The organism is Comamonas kerstersii (assembly GCF_008801935.1).
Taxonomy (GTDB): Bacteria; Pseudomonadota; Gammaproteobacteria; order Burkholderiales; family Burkholderiaceae_C; genus Comamonas; species Comamonas kerstersii.
Window position 1 is genome coordinate 106,254 of the sequence record NZ_VZOT01000007.1, and the last position, 16,343, is coordinate 122,596.

The 16,343-nt window shown below is 64.1% G+C and carries 8 protein-coding genes and 2 pseudogenes; 4 read left to right on the plus strand and 6 right to left on the minus strand.

Translation table 11 applies throughout. The features are described 5' to 3' along the window. The first annotated feature begins 11 nt into the window (after positions 1-11). From F7P80_RS11485 to F7P80_RS11500, 4 genes and pseudogenes are all read left to right on the plus strand, one after another. A pseudogene (locus F7P80_RS11485) lies at positions 12-300 on the plus strand (DUF6127 family protein). Beyond that, positions 297-524 (plus strand): DUF7940 domain-containing protein, encoded by a 228-nt coding sequence (locus F7P80_RS11490; RefSeq protein ID WP_054066618.1) that lies wholly within the window; start codon positions 297-299, stop codon positions 522-524. Before F7P80_RS11485 ends, F7P80_RS11490 begins: the two are co-directional and overlap by 4 nt. Further along, entirely contained in the window at positions 521-1,030 is a 510-nt protein-coding gene (locus tag F7P80_RS11495; RefSeq protein ID WP_054066617.1) for a lysozyme, read from the plus strand. The genes F7P80_RS11490 and F7P80_RS11495 overlap by 4 nt, the downstream gene beginning before the upstream one ends. Beyond that, a pseudogene (locus tag F7P80_RS11500) lies at positions 1,027-1,287 on the plus strand (hypothetical protein); the annotation flags it as partial. The gene F7P80_RS11495 and the pseudogene F7P80_RS11500, both read left to right, overlap by 4 nt. On the opposite strand, the gene F7P80_RS11505 reads toward F7P80_RS11500, so the two are convergent. From F7P80_RS11505 to F7P80_RS11595, 6 genes are all read right to left on the minus strand, one after another. Next, positions 1,281-1,811: a phenylacetate--CoA ligase family protein gene (locus F7P80_RS11505; protein ID WP_054066616.1), complete on the minus strand. Its 531-nt coding sequence runs from the start codon at positions 1,809-1,811 to the stop codon at positions 1,281-1,283. The pseudogene F7P80_RS11500 and the gene F7P80_RS11505 sit on opposite strands and share 7 nt — an antisense overlap. Beyond that, entirely contained in the window at positions 1,808-3,172 is a 1,365-nt protein-coding gene (locus tag F7P80_RS11510; RefSeq protein ID WP_054066615.1) for an HlyD family type I secretion periplasmic adaptor subunit, read from the minus strand. The genes F7P80_RS11505 and F7P80_RS11510 overlap by 4 nt, the downstream gene beginning before the upstream one ends. Further along, positions 3,160-4,416, minus strand: a complete 1,257-nt coding sequence (locus tag F7P80_RS11515; protein ID WP_058879669.1) for a glycosyltransferase — start codon at positions 4,414-4,416, stop codon at positions 3,160-3,162. Before F7P80_RS11515 ends, F7P80_RS11510 begins: the two co-directional genes overlap by 13 nt. Then, positions 4,401-14,552: a putative Ig domain-containing protein gene (locus F7P80_RS17315; protein ID WP_211372024.1), complete on the minus strand. Its 10,152-nt coding sequence runs from the start codon at positions 14,550-14,552 to the stop codon at positions 4,401-4,403. The genes F7P80_RS11515 and F7P80_RS17315 overlap by 16 nt, the downstream gene beginning before the upstream one ends. A gap of 2 nt (positions 14,553-14,554) precedes the next feature. Further along, entirely contained in the window at positions 14,555-15,367 is an 813-nt protein-coding gene (locus F7P80_RS11590) for a hypothetical protein (RefSeq protein WP_151044879.1), read from the minus strand. A 253-nt stretch (positions 15,368-15,620) separates the two neighbouring features. Beyond that, positions 15,621-16,343, minus strand: a 723-nt coding sequence (locus F7P80_RS11595; RefSeq protein ID WP_282959034.1) for a calcium-binding protein, incomplete at its 5' end; no start/stop codon positions are given.

A 16,343-nucleotide genomic window follows, 5' to 3' on the forward strand; every position in this document is an offset into this window, starting at 1 on the left:
TCGTCGAGAACATGCTCCTCTTGCGCCGCGAGGACTTTGACGATCTGCTCGACCGGGCTGCCGAACGCGGAGCCGAGCGTTGCCTTGCCTTGCCTTGCCTTGCCTTGCCTTGCCCATCTCGGGCTGGAGAACGGCAGTGCCGCGAAGGACATCCGCGAACTGCGCGATCTGCTGGAAGCGTGGCGAGATGCCCGCCGCACGGCGTGGCAGACCACCATCAAGGTCGTAACCACCGGCATCCTGGCCGCGCTGCTGGTGGGGGCCGCCATCAAATTGAAACTGATGGGAGGCGTGCAATGACTGCCAAGCCGAAGATCTGCCTTCTGGACGACTGGCAGCGCGTGTTGCGACGGGCCTGGAGCATCCGCTTCTCGCTGCTGGCCGCTGCCTTCACGGCGGCGGAAGTCGTGGTGCCGCTGTTCGGGGACGTACTACCGCGCGGCGCGTTCGTGCTGCTGGCCTTTGCCGCCAGCATCGGCGCAACCGTAGCTCGCATCGTGGCTCAGCCGGAGATGCACCGATGACCCGGCCACCATCACAAGCGATGCGCAGGACGGTGGCCGGACTGACGCTGTCCGCTGCCGCCCTAGTTGGCATCGTGCTGCACGAGGGCTACACCGACCGTGCAGTGATCCCCGTCAAGGGCGATGTACCGACCATTGGTTTCGGCACCACCACTGGGGTGAAGCTGGGCGACACCACCACGCCGCCAAAGGCGCTGGCTCGGGCACTTACCGACGTGCAGCAATTCGAGGGGGCGCTCAAGCAATGCGTGACCGTGCCCCTGGCCCAGCACGCGTACGACGCGCTGGTGAGCTTTTCCTACAACGTCGGCAGCCGCGCGTTCTGCCAGTCCAAGCTGGTTAGAAAACTCAACGCCGAGGACTACGCGGGAGCCTGCGCCGAGCTGCTGCGCTGGCGCTTCTTCCAGGGCAAGGACTGCGCGCTGCCCACCAACGCGCGGCTGTGCGGTGGGCTCGCTACACGGCGAGAAGCCGAATACCGGCAGTGCATCGGGGAGGCATCGTGAGCGTGATTCCGTGGCCGTACCGGCTGCTGGCCCTGGCAGCGCTCGGCGTCGCCCTAGTCGGCTTTGGCTGGATCAAGGGTGCGAGCCACGTCCAAGCGCAATGGGATGCCGCCATCCAGCAACAAGCCCTACAGACCGTCGCCGTCCGCGAACGACAGGCGCAAGCCATCGTCAAGGTCGTCACCCAGTACGTCGACCGCATCCGCGTCGTCAGAGCGAAGGGCGACACCATCATCAAGGAGGTTCCCGTCTATGTGCCCGGCTTGGTTTCATCCACTGGCTGCGGGAACTGGCGGATGATGGCCATGGTCGCCGAGAGATCGCGCCGGTGCCAGAGATGATCGCGCAAGGTCGCCGTCTGCCAGAGCAATTGGGTGAGCGCCGTGCGCCGTACCGTGACGGGTTCAGTGGTGGAGCCGCCCGTCGCGATGTCGAAGGTCTTGCCGTGGGCGCGTGGATAGGTGGTGGCCCGTAGGCCATCGGCCTGCGTTTGCAGATCGGTGCGCGTCAGCAACGGAATCTCGTGCCAACGGGCCAGGTCGTTGGGTAGGCGCTCGCGATAGAAGGCGCAGTGGCGGCGCGCGTGGTCGAGCAGCGCACCCAGCTGCCGATCCTGTCGTTCCCGCAGCGCCTCGGATGACATCCACTGGGTGCTTTCCATCTGGAACAGCAAGGCCAGCACGGCGGCATCGCGTGCTCCCACCACGGCAGGCCAGCGGATGCCGTGTACCTGGCTGGACAGTGCCTCCGTCAGTGACGACGGCCGTCGGGCATTGCTCATCGCTCTCGACCGGCCTCGTGCCAGGCTTTTTTCACGGGTGAGAGCAGGTACTCCGCCACCGTACGGTCGCCCAGCAGGATTTCCGCCGTGGTCTGCATGCCCACCGACAAGGGATACTGCACCCCATCCATCTCCAGCGCGTTTGCGTCGAGCGCCACCAGGGCTTTGTAGCGCAGCGGCCGCTGGCCGCCCGCCAGCCCCTGGTCTCGGGCTTCTTCCTCGCTCTGGGCATCGGCACTCACGTGCTCGACGGTGCCCTGTCCCATGCCGTACTTCTGGAAGGGATAGGTGGCGAACTTGAGCTTGACCGTCAGTCCCGGCCGCACGAAGCCGATGTCCTCGTTGGAGACCCAGACCTCGGCCTTGAGCTTTTCTTCGCGAGGCACGAGGCTGGCCAGCACGGTACCCGGCTGCACCACGGTGCCGGCGGTGTGGGTGGCCAGGTCCTTGATCACCCCGTCCTGCGGGGCTTTGAGTTCCAGCAGCGCGCGCCGGTGCTGCTGCTTCTCCAGTTCCTTGGCCAGCTTGTCGATTTGTGCCCGCGCCTCATTGCGCTCGGCGTGCAGCTGCCGCAGATAGTCCGCCTCGATCTGCTTGAGTTTTTTGAGCGACTGGTCGATGCTGGCCTGGGCGGAGGCGATCAGGTGCTTTTGCGTCTTCAGCTCCTGTTCCTTTTCGATGCGCTCGCGGCGCTTGTCCGAGCCCGTCAAGGTTCCGGCAAAGCCGTCTTTGACCAGCTTCTCGTAGGCCTTGTCCTGCTCGCGGTAGTGGGGCAGCACCGATTCCAGTCTCTCCTTCTGCTGGCGGGCGGCGGCCAGCTCCTGCTGCGCCTTGGCCAGGCGGCTGCGTTCCTCGGCCAAGGCGGCGGCCAGGGCATCGCGGTTGGCCTGGTATTGGGCGGCGGTCTCGCGCAACAGCGCCGCCGGTGCCTGAACGTCCGGCTCAAAGGGCTTGCCGGTGAGCTCCGCATCAATGCGGGCCAGTTGAAGTTGCTTGCGGGCGTATTCGGCGGCGATGGCCTCGAGATCCGCCTCGGTGATCAGCGCATCCATGCGCATGAGCACCTGACCGGCACGCACCGTCTCGCCCTCGCGCACCAGGATGTCCTTGACGATGCCCGCTTCCGAGGGCTGCACGATCTTGAGATAGCTGGCGGGCACGAGTTTGCCGTCGGCCACTGCCACGATGTCCAGCCGTCCCAGCAACGCCCAGACGATGAGAAAGGCGACCAGCGCCAGGATGGCCCACAGCACCCGCCGCCCCTGCGGATTGGGCGCGCGGTGTTGCAAACGGACGAGCGGAGGATGGAAATCCAGCGGGTCGCTGTGGGCCTGCTGGAGGAGGGATTTCAATGCAAGCATGCCGGGGGACTCTCTTGTGGTTCTGGGGTCTTGCGGGTACGGTCAGTGTTCCAGCCTTCAAGCATCGCGCGCTCGATGGCGAACAGGCTTTGTTCGATGGCCTCGCTGGGCGAGTAATCGGCATGACGATCCCGGAACGCGCGGGCGGCCTGCCGATACGTCGGGTTGCCGAGCAGTTCCTGCAATGATGTGGTGACGCTGTCCACATCGATGCGGCCACTGAGCAACTTGCCCGCACCCAGTTCCTCCACCCGATGCGCAAAAAGTGTCTGCTCGACATGCCGAGGCCGCATCGCCAAGGGCACGCCTGCGAGCAGTGCCTGGGTCGAGAAGCCACTGTTGCCGTAGCCGAGCGCCAGATCGGCATGTGGAAGCAAAAGAGACAGATCGATCGGTGCGAGTGCAATGCGCAAACGCCGCGTCGCGCACCGTTTCGCTGCCTCGGGGCGTATCCCGGGCGCGATGCACAGCACCTCTGCATCCAACCGGGCGAGCGCCTGCAAGATCGATTCGAAGCCCGGTACAGCAGGACGCAGGTAGGCCAGTACCCTGCAACCCTCGCGGTTTTGCCAGCCAACACGCAAGGCTTGGGGCACCGAGACGATGGGCCCGACATAGCGCCCATCCGGCCGCGCGCCGTAGTGGTCGAGTTCGGCAAAAGTGTCCAGGATGTCGTGGGCACCAAACAAGTCGCGCATACGCACTGCGCTTGCATGGCCCAGTGCTTTCTGCGCGGCCTCCAGCACCCGGTCGAGCCTTTCCTCGGCAGCCATGAGCGCCTGATCGGACACCGCCTCCCAGGGCCGGATCGACGGCCAGGGAGAAACAGCCGGAGGGATCGCAAAGCCGTTGCCGATGGACAGATGGGGAATATTGGCAAGCCGTGCCGCCAGCAAGGCCGTCGGCGCATGGTCGGCGACCAGCACGTCAGGCTGGGCCAAGGTCAAAATCCCCCGCCAGGCGTTGAGCCGAGCGACCACGTCCTGCGCTTCGGCAAAACCGCTGACGCGCAGCACATCGGCGTAGTTCACTGGTGGGCTGCTGCCCGTGCCCGCCTGTGGGGTCAGGGGCGCGGGCAGCACGGTGATGCCGGGTGCCGGGCGCTGTCCGGCGGGTAGCCGCACGTCCTTGAGCGCCAGGGTCACCCCGTGCCCGCGGGCCATGAGCCCTTGCGCCAGCCGCAGGCACCGGGCGAGGTGACCGAAGGCCTCGCCCAGCTCCCACGCGATCAGAACGCGCGGCATGGGGGGCAGCAGCGCAAGGCCGTGACGCCTTCCTTCAGGCCGGCAAAGCCCTTGAGCTGGGTGCCGGCGGCCAGCCCCACGGCGTCGCCATGGGTGCGCAGCATCGCCGCGTTGCCAGAGAGCAGCCCCACCAGCCCCGAGAGGTCGGCACCCTGGCCCTTGCCCAGCCACTGCGCCGCCCCTTGCCGTTCGGCATCGAGCCTGTTCAATGCCTGCAGCAGGTGCTGCCAGTGGGCTTCGACCGCCTGGCTGTTGCTCGGGGACGGTGCCTGCCCTTGGGAGGGCACGGATGGCGACAGCCAGCGATCGAACCATCCGGCATCCAGGCTGGGCAAAGGATTTTGGTTCACCGCCTTGGCATCGGCCTTGAAGCCATCGAGGAAGCGCTCGAGCAGGTCATCCTGCTTGCCCTTGCTGCCGCCGGGATTGCCGGGCCCGGTGCCCGCGCCGTCATTGATGTTGGCGCTGTGTCCGGGCGGCGGTGCGTCCGCGCCGTTGCCCACGCCTTCGTTGCCCTTGCTGGCGGCGGGTAGCACCGTCTTGTTGCCGACGCTGATGCGGAACACGTCGGAGGCCGTCGAGCACACCCCATGGCCGTCGCTGGCCACCACCTTGACGTCGATGGCGGCGGTCGAACCTGTAGGCGCCGTGCCGCTGAACGTCTGCGTGGCGGCGTCGAACTTGAGCCAACTGGGCAGCGGCTTGCCGTTGGACAGGGTGGCCGCGTAGCTCAGCGTGTCGTTGCGGTCGGCGTCACGGAAGCTGCCTGCGGGCATCTGCCATGAGAAGGCCTTGCCCTTGGCGAGTTGCACATCACTCAGGCAGCGAACCAGATCGGGCATGTCGTTGGTGCCCTGTACGGTCACCGTCAATGCGCCGTTGCTACGCTGCGTGCCGTCACTGGCCAGGTAATTGAAGGTCTCCGTGACCGTCTCGCCCGCACCCAAGCCCTGCACCTTGGACGAGCAATCGTCGAGCACGTAGGCGTAGGTGCCATTGGACAGCAGGGTCAGCACGCCGTATTCGCCGCGCCGGATACCGGGGTCGGCCACGCGCAGGCGCTTGCCTTCCGGATCGCGGTCGTTGGCGAGCACATTGCCCCAGGCCAGCAGCTTGCGATCTTCGATGACGGTTGCCGTATCCGGCGCCGTGACCGGTGCCTGGTTGCCGCCGCCCGATTCGACCACCAGGGTGAAGCTCTGGCTGGCCGAAGCACCCGCCAGGTCGGTGGCGGTGACCCGCAGGACGTAGTTGCCCGCCGTGGCTGGGGTGCCGCTGAAGCTGCCGGTGGCGGCATCGAAGGTGAGCCACCCGGGCAGGGCACTGCCGTCGGCAAGCGTGGCCGAGTAGCTCAGCACATCGCCCGCATCGACATCGACAAAAGCGCCCTCGGGCAGTTGCCAGCGGGTGGGCTGACCGACGCGGCCGCTCTGGTTGCCAAGCAACACGCCCACCTCGGGCGCGTCGTTGACATTGGCCACCTCGATGGCGAAGGTCTGGCTGACTTGTGCTCCGGCCAAGTCCGTTGCAGTCAGGCGTACGGAGACGCTGCCCACATCGCCGTTGGCCGGGGTGCCCGAGAACGTACCGGTCTGGGCGTCGAAGCTCAGCCAATCGGGCAGTGGATCGCCGTTGGCCAGCGTGGCCGTGTAGGCGAGCTCATCGCCTATGTCGACATCACGGAAGCTGCCAGCAGGCAGCGTGAAGCTGAAGGCGCTGTCTTCCAGGGCGCGCAGGTCGGACAGGGGCGTGCCGACTTCGGGGGCGTCATTGGTGTTTTGCACCGTGACATGGAAACTGTGCAAACTTGATGCGCCCAGGGCGTCCATGCCTTGCACGATGACGTCAAATTCACCCACGTCGTCGTTGTCCGGCGTACCGAACAAGGTGCGCGTGGCCGCGTCGTACTGCAGCCAGTCCGGCAGCGTCGTGTAACCCGAAACCGTCACCCGCGTCAGGATATCGTCGCCATCGGCGTCGATGAACAGGTCGTCGGGCAGCACCAGACTGAAGGCAGCATCTTCGAGCGCCACCTGATCGTCGATGGGGTTAGCAACTTCCGGCGCGCGGTTCATGAACTCACGCAGCGTGACGGCGGTGCCGTCGGCGAACTCGAAGGTGTCGATCACCGTGCCGCCCGATGCGCCATCCGGGGCGTAGTTGCTCACCCGCACCACGTCGCCGCCCGAGCCGTAATGGATGAGCAAGTCATCGCCGTCTACTTCCAGCCGCACGTCTTCGCGGGCGATGCCTTCGCCGAAAGTGAGCACATTGCCGACACCCGCATCGAGGTCATCTTCGATGATGTCTTCGCCATCACCCAGATTGACCACGTAGGCGTCACGCTGGGCACCGCCACGCAAGACATCGTTACCCAAGCCGCCGGTGAGCACGTCCTCGCCATCACCAGATTCCATGACATCGTCGCCGTCGTAGCCGTAGAGGCGGTCGCCGACGTTGGTGCCTTCCAGCGCGTTACCCGCATTGTCGCCCTCGACCACGAAAGTCCAGGACACAAGGGTGGCGTAATCCACCGCCGTGCCGTCGGCGAACTCGAAGCGTTCCACTGCGTGGGTGCCGAGCACGTCCTGCGGGTTGAAACCGGTCAGGCGCACCAAGTCTCCGTCGTCCCCGTAGGGAATGAGCAGGACGTGGCCGCCGTTGCCGTCCGCCTCGAAACGCAGGTTGTTGCGTAGCGCATTCGGATCGATGCCGGGGCCGAAGCGCAGCACGTTGCCCGCATCTTGTTCCGCCACGTCGTCGATCGTGACGATGCCGTCGCCTAGCTGCACCACATAGGTGTCGTTGCCGCCTTCACCCGCCAACCAATCATCGCCTGGCGTGGCTTCGATCAGGTCATTGCCGTCGCCGCCCCGGACGCGGTCCGTGAGCGTGGTTCCCTTGAGAGCGTCGGCGTCGATCGTGCCAACGATGTCGAAACCGCGCGCGAGCAGTTCCTCGTAGCCGATCTCGTCGCCGTCGATACCGAAGCGGAAACGCTCCACGGCACGCGGCCCCAACGGGTCCTGCGGGTTGAAGCCCGACAGACGCACACGGTTGCCGGTGTTGTCGAGATCGAGGGTCAGGAAGCCTTCGGCATCAAAAGACAGGCGTACGTCATCGAGCGTCGTGCCCTCGGGCAGCACCAGCGTGTTGGGTGTATCGCCGTCTTCGCTGTCGATGATGGTGTCCGTGCCGCCATCGGCGTCGATGAGGTAGAGGTCCCCGCCCGCGCCGCCTCTCAGGGTGTCGTCCGCCCCGCGACCCTCGATCCAGTCGGCGAGTGCCGTGCCGGTTAGCTCGTCGTCGTTGGGTGTGCCGATGATGCGCACGCCACGTGCCAGCAGGTCGTCGAACGACAGGTTGACACCCAACCAGGGCAGACTGATTTCCGAAACCGGCGCCTGCATACCCTCTGCGCGCGGGTCGAATCCGGCAAAGCGGATGGCATCGCCTTCCTGGTTCAGGCGCAGCAGCAGGTCGCGTCCGTCGAATTCCAGGCGCAGGTCGTTGGCGTTGATTTCGCCGGTGATCTCGATGCGGTTCGTGTCCTGTTCGCGCCAGGTCTCGGCAATCAGCGTCTCGGTCGGGCGAGTGCCCCAGTCCTTGTGGATACGGTAGGTGTCCGAGCCCGCGCCGCCCACCAGGCGGTCCGCGCCGCCTTGGCCATTGAGCACGTCATCGCCGTCGCCGCCGATCAGCGTGTCGGCAAACGGCGTACCGTCGAGCCAACCGCCTTCATCACCGGCCATTTCGGTCTTGCCCGTGGGTTCGATGCTCTCGGCCACGATCTCGGTGCCATCGGCAAAGCGGATGATGTCCACCGAGCGGGTCTGCGTGGCCCGGTTCGGCTCGAAGCCCTTCAGGATTACCCGGTCGCCGGGCTGGTTGGCGAACTCGATCACCAGATCGCCATTCTGCTGCGAATAGCGCAGGTCTTCGGGGCGAATGCCGGGGCCGAAGGTGAGGATGTTGGGCGCATCGTCGACGATGGCGCCGCCGTACCACCAGCCGCCTTCGCCGCCTTCGCCGCCTTCGCCGCCGTCCCAGCCGCCGCCATAGCCCCCTTCACCGCCATCCCAGGCGGCCGCACGAGCGAGTTCGTCACCATAAGCCCATTCGCCACCGTAACCGCCTTCACCGCCGCCGTAGCCCCAGTTGAGCACACGGTGGTCGTCGTCGATGATCACTTCACCGTGGCCAGGCTGATACACGTAGGTGTCGCCACCCCATTCGCCGAAGAGTTCGTCGCGGCCCGTGCCGCCGGTGAGCGTGTCCGCGCCCCAGCCGCCGTAGATCACATCGTTCCCGTCGCCGCCGTCGAGCACGTCATCGCCGTCGCCGCCGTGAATCAGGTCGTTGCCCTCACCGCCGAGGATCGTGTCATTGCCAGCCAGACCCAGCGCGATGTCGTTGCCCGCGCCCGCGTCCAGCGTGTCGCCATCGGCGGTGCCGTAGAGCACGTCGTCGCCGTCGGTCGGGGTGTTGTTGGCGAGATTGGCCGAGACGAACAGGTCGCCGGACTGCGCATAGGCCACGGCCTCCAGTCCGCCCGCCGGGGCCACCGTGCCGGTCAACTCAAAGCCCGTGCCCTCAAAAGCCAGCGGCGCATCCATCGTTGCCGACAGCAAAGCGCCTGTGTTGGCCTGCAGCCAACCCGCAAGGTCGAACACGCGCGTCTTCCCGTCGGCATCGATGAACTGGATGCGTTCCAGATCGCCCGGCAGATTGTCGATGCGGGTGTTCTCCAGCGTGATCGAGCCGCCCGCACCGCCTTCGATCAGCAATACCACCCGTCCGTCGGGGTCCAAGGCGGCGGAAAGCATCGCAGGCAGAACCGTGGCACCGAAGGACAGCGTGTCCGTGCCTTCGCCGGTGGTCAGCCGGTCATGGCCGTCGCCGTGGTTGAAGACGACCACATCGTCGCCCGCGCCGGTGTCGATGCGGTCATCGCCCGCCTCACCAGCGACCAGATCGTCGCCGGCACCCGAGTACACGTTGTCGTTGCCGCTGCCAGCCGAGACGATGTCATTGCCGGCAGCCAGGTAGACGTTGTCGTCGTTGCCGCGTGCCTGGACGGTGACCGACTGGCCGGTGTAGTCGTTAATGTCGTCATCGGCCTGGCTGCCGAGGATCGTGGTCGGGTCGCCCCAATAGCGCTGCTGCCAGCCCATCTTGCCGCCATCGGCGCGGGCGATCACGTCGGAGAGCGTCCATTCGGTGCCATCGCCGAAGCGGAAACGCTGAATGGCGCCACGCCCCAGGTCATCCCCGTTCTCGGTGCGCACGACCAGCGCGTCGTTGCCACCGATGCCAATGACCAGGTTGGTGTAGCCGACATCACCCGCCTGGCCGCCCCAACTCGCATCCCCCAACTGCACCGACACGTCCTCGGGCCGGATGCCCGGCGCGAAGACCACGGTGTCGTTGGCCACCGCCAGGCTCGCGCCCATGGCGTTGTCCAGCCCTGTGCCCGGAGCCACGATGTAGGTGTTGTTACCCGCGCCGCCGTAGAGCGAGTCGCGGTCGGCGCCGCCATCCAGTGTGTCATCACCGGCTTCGCCGAAGAGCTGGTCGCGCCCCGCGCCGCCAGTGAGCACGTCGTTGCCCTCGCGACCATAGATCACGCTGTCCTTCTCGGTGCCCGCCAACGTATCCTCGTCCGGCGAGCCGTAGAGGATTTCCGCGCCTTCGCTGACATTGAGCTTGGCCAGCACATCGTTCACGTTCAGACTTGCGCCGTTGTCGAAGTCGAAGCGGTCGATGCGTTGCCAACTGTTGAGCCATTCCTTGATGCGCACCGCGTCGCCCGACGCGGTGACGGTGGCGATCAGGTCGTTGCCGTCGCGGCTGAATGTGATGTCGTTCTGGCCAATGCCGGGCTTGAACAGCACGCGGCCATAGTTGTCGGCAATGGTGTCTTGGCCATCGCCGGCACCGAAGCGGTAGGTGTCATAACCGCCCAGGTCTTGGAACTGGTCGTTTCCGGCGCCGCCATCCAGCGTGTCGTCCTGGTAACCGCCAACGATCGCGTCATCACCCGATGTGGCGGCCAGCGCCCGTGCCGCCAGTTCGGTGCGATCCCACACCGTGCCGTCGGCAAAGCGCAGTTGCTCGATCCCTCGCTCGGTAGACCACGTGTCGGCCTGCCCGCGCACGGTGAGTTGGCTGCCATCCGGCAGGGTGACGGCCATGTCGCCTTGCAACGTCCAGCGCACGGTGACATCGGCGGGGGTGATGCCTGCCTCCAGCTCCACCGTGTCCGTGCCAGCGGTGTAGCCTTCGTTGATTACATCCTGCCCGTCGCCCAGCGTGACGCGGTAGGTGTCGGAACCCGCGCCGCCTTCGAGCCAATCATTGCCCGCGCCGCCGATCAAGATGTCGTTGCCGTCGCCGCCAAAGAGTTCGTCATTGCCCGCGCCGCCCACGATCACGTCATCGCGCCCATTGAAGCCGCGCAATTCATCATCACCGGCCTCGCCCAGCAGACTGCGGGATTTGATCGCCTCCATATCCCACACCGTGCCATCGGAAAAAACGATTTCCTCCACCGCGAAGCGGTTGCTCTCGTTGAAATGGTTCTTGACGATGAGCGTCTCGCCGGTGTCGCGGATGGTGATCTTCAGGTCATCGCTGACCTGCCAGCCGTTGACCGTGCGCACCCGCTCCAGCCGCACATCGGAGGGCAGCACACCCGCCTTGAGCTCGATGCGGTCGGTCTCATTTTGCTGCCAGGAATCCTCGATGATCGTGTCGTGCCCATCGCCCCGACCGAAGCGGTAGGTGTCGCCTTCACCGTTCCCGTCGTAGACCTGATTACCCCAGCCAATGACACCGCCGCCGCGCAGCACATCGTTGCCCGCGCCGCCGTCCAGAATATCCCGGCCCGCGCCGCCGAGCAGCACGTCATCCCCGCCCTGGCCGGTCAGCACATCCGCCGCCCTTGAGCCGATGATGGTTTCTGCATCTTCGCTGCCGGCAAAGAGAATGGCCTGCACGTCGGCAAACGACAGCACCGTGCCGTCGGCAAAGGCAATCCGTTCGATCAACCACGGGCCGTTCTGCCCGCGCCAGTCTTCATCGAAATACTGCTTGAGCGTCACCCGGTCGCCGCTATCGCGAATGGCCAGCACCAGATCGTTGCCGCTGCGGATGAGCTTCACGTCCGATGGCAGAACGCCTTCCTTGAAACGCAAGGTATCGCTGTTGCCGGCGGTGGTGTCGCCATCGATCACCGTGTCTTGGCCGTCTCCACGACCAAAGAGATAGGTGTCGTCGCCGTTGGCGGCGATGGATGGCGTGGTATTGCGCTCGACCCGATAGCTGCCGTTCTCGTATATCCAGTTCCAGCCGGTGGAGCCGATCAAGAGATCATTGCCCGCACCGCCATCGATCACGTCGTTACCGCCGTTACCGATCAGCGTGTCATTGCCCGCCTGGCCGGCGATCGCGTCCCCGGCGCTGGAGCCGTGGATCACGTCGTCGCCCTCGGTCGTCGCGGCCACGGTGGCGCGCAGCGCGTCGTCGTGGCTCCACACCGTGCCGTCGTCGAAGACGTACTGGCCGACGCCGTTGCTGCCCCACCACCAGCCGCCGCGCGGCACGGACAGCGTCTCGCCCGTATCGACGATGGTGAAAACGAGGTTGTCTGAGTAATCCGCAGTGACGCGAATGTCCGCCGGGGTGAGGCCCAGCAAGCGCACGGTGTCGCGCTGCACGCCGTTCTCTGCGTAGTCGCTGATGGTGTCGTTGCCGTAGCCGCGCCCAAAGACGTAGGTGTCGGCCCCGGATTCGCCATAGAGCAGGTCGTCGCCCGCGCCGCCGGAGATCAGGTCGTCGCCGCTGCCGCCGTAGATGCGGTCGTCGCCGTCTTGACCGAACAGCCGGTCGTTGCCGTTGTAACCGAAGAGGGCGTCCTGGCCGTCGCCTGCGAGAACGATGTCGGCTTTGTCTGTGAGCCCGGTGGTGTCGTCACCCTCAGTCAGCCTCTTTACCTTGAACTCGTCGAGCAGCGCCGTGATGCCCGCCGTCTGCGGGAGCGTCTCAATCAGCGTGTCGAAGTCGGCAAGCCCCACCCAGTTCGTGCCGGAGAGGAAGCCGTTGGCGTAGCGGTCCAGATCCAGAAGATCGGCCAGATAGTTCTCCGGGTCGGCGGCTTTCTTGTCCGCCAGCATCCGGTTGAGCCGGGTGGCGTCGAGCCGGATGCCTGCTTCGTCGATGACGAGTTCGATGGCATCGAGGTAGGGTTTCAGGCGCGTTTGCATCACCAGGCTGGCGTAAACGCTTTCTTTCAGGCTGTCGTAGGCCTGTTGCAAGAGGTCGAGCTGGGCCTGCGAGAAGTTCACGCGCAGGGTGGGCAGGGCTTCGAGGACGGCCGCCGCGCCACCACTGCTGCCGCCACCGCCCGAGGCCGCCAAGATGGCCAGGCCCCAGTTGGCCCCGTCGGTCTGGTGCTTCTCGTCGGGCAGGTTGAAAAAGTACTGGCCGTTGAAGGCTTCGAGCACGTGCAGCTTCCTGCTCCACTCGCTGATCAGGTTGCGGTAGTGCTCGGAAAGATACATTCCGCCAAAGTCGCTCAGCAGCGCCGCGCCGCCACCGACGCTGGCGGAGGAGATCGCCGCGAAGGCCACGGTGTCGATATTGTTGGAACGACGCTCGTTGCCGAAGGCTTCATAGACGATGCGGTATTTGCCTGCGGCCCGCGCTTCCAGGCTCCCCGCCATGCCGGAGGTGTCGGCCCAGGCGGTGATGAGTTGATCGAGCAGGGCTTTTTGTTCGGCGCGCGTGCCCGCGTTCTGAAACTGGGCGAGAACACCGGCGAGGCTGCTGGATTGGGCGGCGGCCTGCTGCAATTCGCGCACGTTGCCGGCGCCGCCCATGGTGGGCAGGGTTTTGAGGGGCTCGGGGACTTCGACCGGTTCGGCGAAGCGGGTGTTGAACGTGTCGGTGGCGAGGCGGAATTCGCCCATGGCGGACGTTGAGCCGTCGGCACGGGTGAATGTCCCTTCGCGGGCGAGCGTGTTGCCGTTGGCCAGGCGCTGGTTCTTGAGGCTGTGGGCGAGGTTGAGGCTGACGATGCCGGCGTCCGCCAGCGAAACGAGTTCGCCGCCTTGCGAGACGCCGTCTTGCGAAATATCGCGCCAGAGCTTCAATTCTGCGAAGGCGGGGTCGGTGGCGTCGATCACGCCGTCGCCATTCGCATCCAATGCGGCGAGGGCTGCAAATCCATTCGGGGCGAGGGTGCCGTTGGGCAGTACGGTGAAGTCGCCGAACAACTCCGCGCCGGTGTCGATGGTGCCGTTACCGTTTCTGTCCCACACCAGCAGGGCGTCGTTCGCACCCGCCCAGCCGGTCTTGGTGAGGACGCCGTCGCCGTCGTGGTCGAAATAGACGTTGCTGGCGAGTCCCACCGTCTCCAGGCCATCGCCGTCGAGGTCGAGGAGGATGGGGTCGCGGGGCCAGACCCAGTTTTTGGCGCGGTCCCACCAGTCTTTGATGTCTTTGCCAAGATCATCGAGGCCATCGGTGACATCCTTCCAAGCGTCCTGAAGGTCTTTTTTGAGTTGATCCCAGAACGCATCCCAACCACTACCGATCAAATCTTTGAATGATTCCCACCAATCAAGGTCGTTGTAGACGTCGGATGGAACTTGACGCTCATCTTCCATGCCAAGGCCATCGGTCCAATCCAGACCTTCATGCTTTTCCCCTGGCCACATTCTGTCAAAAGCCTCACCGAAGGATTGGGTGATGGCACCATCAATGGCCGTGTTTGGCGGAAGCCCATGATCGGTGACTGCATCGCGGTAGCTTTTCTCGATTTGCTTTGAATCAGGGAGCTTGTTCCCAGGATTGTTTGCAATGTCACGTACATACTGCCGGAAGTGTTGTCGAGCAACACTGTCAAACTTTTCGGTGTATGCGTCAGGGCCAGCAACCGTATCCCAATAATTCTTGACCAAGCGGTGCATCAGATTATCGAAGTAGCCTTGTCCGTTCCCGGTGGTCACGACATAAGCATTATCGGCGTAGTTGTCGCCAATTGATGCAAGGTATTGCCATCCCCCTTGATAATCGCCGGAAGCCGCGTAAGTCTGTGCTATTGCGAGCTGCTGTTGAGTAATGCTGAGTGCCATGATTACTTCTCATCCTTGACAGATTCTGTCGCCGCAGCCTGCTCAAAACGATCAAAGAGAGTTTTGAGGCCTGCATCAATTTGTCGCCAGTCCGGCAAATATTTGCTGGCATAGGTGTACTCAAGCGCAATGCCAGTCTTGTAGTTTGATTTCACCCTGCAGCTGGGTGAGAAGAAATTTTTTTGATCTGGATTTTCTGGCTTTTGATCGCAGCTTATAGTCAATTCCAAATCATCTCCAATCGGGAAATAGGCATCCTCCATGCCTTTAACCGCAAAACGATATAGCCCAAAGGCATCAGGTATCCGTGTGGCGAATTGCTCCTCGCCTCTCAAATACCTATCTCTTAATTGATGAAGCCACCCTTGAGTGCCACCCGATTCGGTGATATCCACCTCCAGCCTGTCGCCGTGACCCTTAACCTTCCAACGTGCATCGTCTTCCGGAAAATAGGGTTTCAAGTCCGGCAAAAGCATACTTAGCGTCAGTGCCCCGACTTTCACACGCTCAGGTTTTGCTGTTGGCCATCGGCCATGTTTTTCAATCGCTTGTCCGTAGCTGTACCGCATTGGCACGTCGTATCGGCGGCCTCCTAATTCAATGCGAATAACTTCGGATTCCAGATTTCTTTTCTGCTGTTCCGGTGCGCTTTTTGCCATTCTTTCTCTCCAATTCACCATCCACCTCGCTGCGAACTCTGGGGATATTGTTGCAGTAGCCAAAAATAAATATCCAGGTCGCCACCACGCCAAACTTACTACACCGACCCCAATTAGAAGCACGGCCGACGCAATGCCGAGAATCCAGCGTTTCATGCCGAGTTCCTCATACATCCTCCTTCACCAAACTCAATCCTCTCAACTTAACAGGCCGTTGAAAAAGTCCCGAGGAACGATGCACTGCCAAAGGCCGACCTTTCAGAACGACCTACAAGCGATTTTTCAAGAGTGGGTAAGGGGTGAGGCACCCCCGAAATCACCATTTTTTGAACCCGCATCGACTTTTTCAACGGCCTGTTAAGCCTCAAGCGAACAACCGTAGCGAACAACCGGGGACCACGTTTTCCGCTCATGCCGCCACCCTCCACGTCGTGTTCGCTGCCTCGCCGTCCCGCCAGCGCCGACTTTTGCACGCCAGCACCAGATCCTCGCCGCTGCGGCTGAACTTCACGTCCGCAGGCGCCACGCCTTCCTTGAAGCGCAAGGTATCGCTGTTGCCGGCGGTGGTGTCGCCATCGATCACCGTGTCTTGGCCGTCTCCACGACCAAAGAGATAGGTGTCGTCGCCGTTGGCGGCGATGGATGGCGTGGTATTGCGCTCGACCCGATAGCTGCCGTTCTCGTATATCCAGTTCCAGCCGGTGGAGCCGATCAAGAGATCATTGCCCGCACCGCCATCGATCACGTCGTTACCGCCGTTACCGATCAGCGTGTCATTGCCCGCCTGGCCGGCGATCGCGTCCCCGGCGCTGGAGCCGTGGATCGCGTCGTCGCCCTCGGTGGCCTGGGCCACGGTGGCGCGCAGCGCGTCGTCGTGGCTCCACACCGTGCCGTCGTCGAAGACGTACTGGCCGACGCCGTTCTGGCCCCACCAGTAGCCGCCGCGCGGCACGGACAGCGTCTCGCCCGTATCGACGATGGTGAAAACGAGGTTGTCTGAGTAATCCGCAGTGACGCGAATGTCCGCCGGGGTGAGGCCCAGCAAGCGCACGGTGTCGCGCTGCACGCCGTTCTCTGCGTAGTCGCTGATGGTGTCGTTGCCGTAGCCGCGCCCAAAGACGTAGGTGTCGGC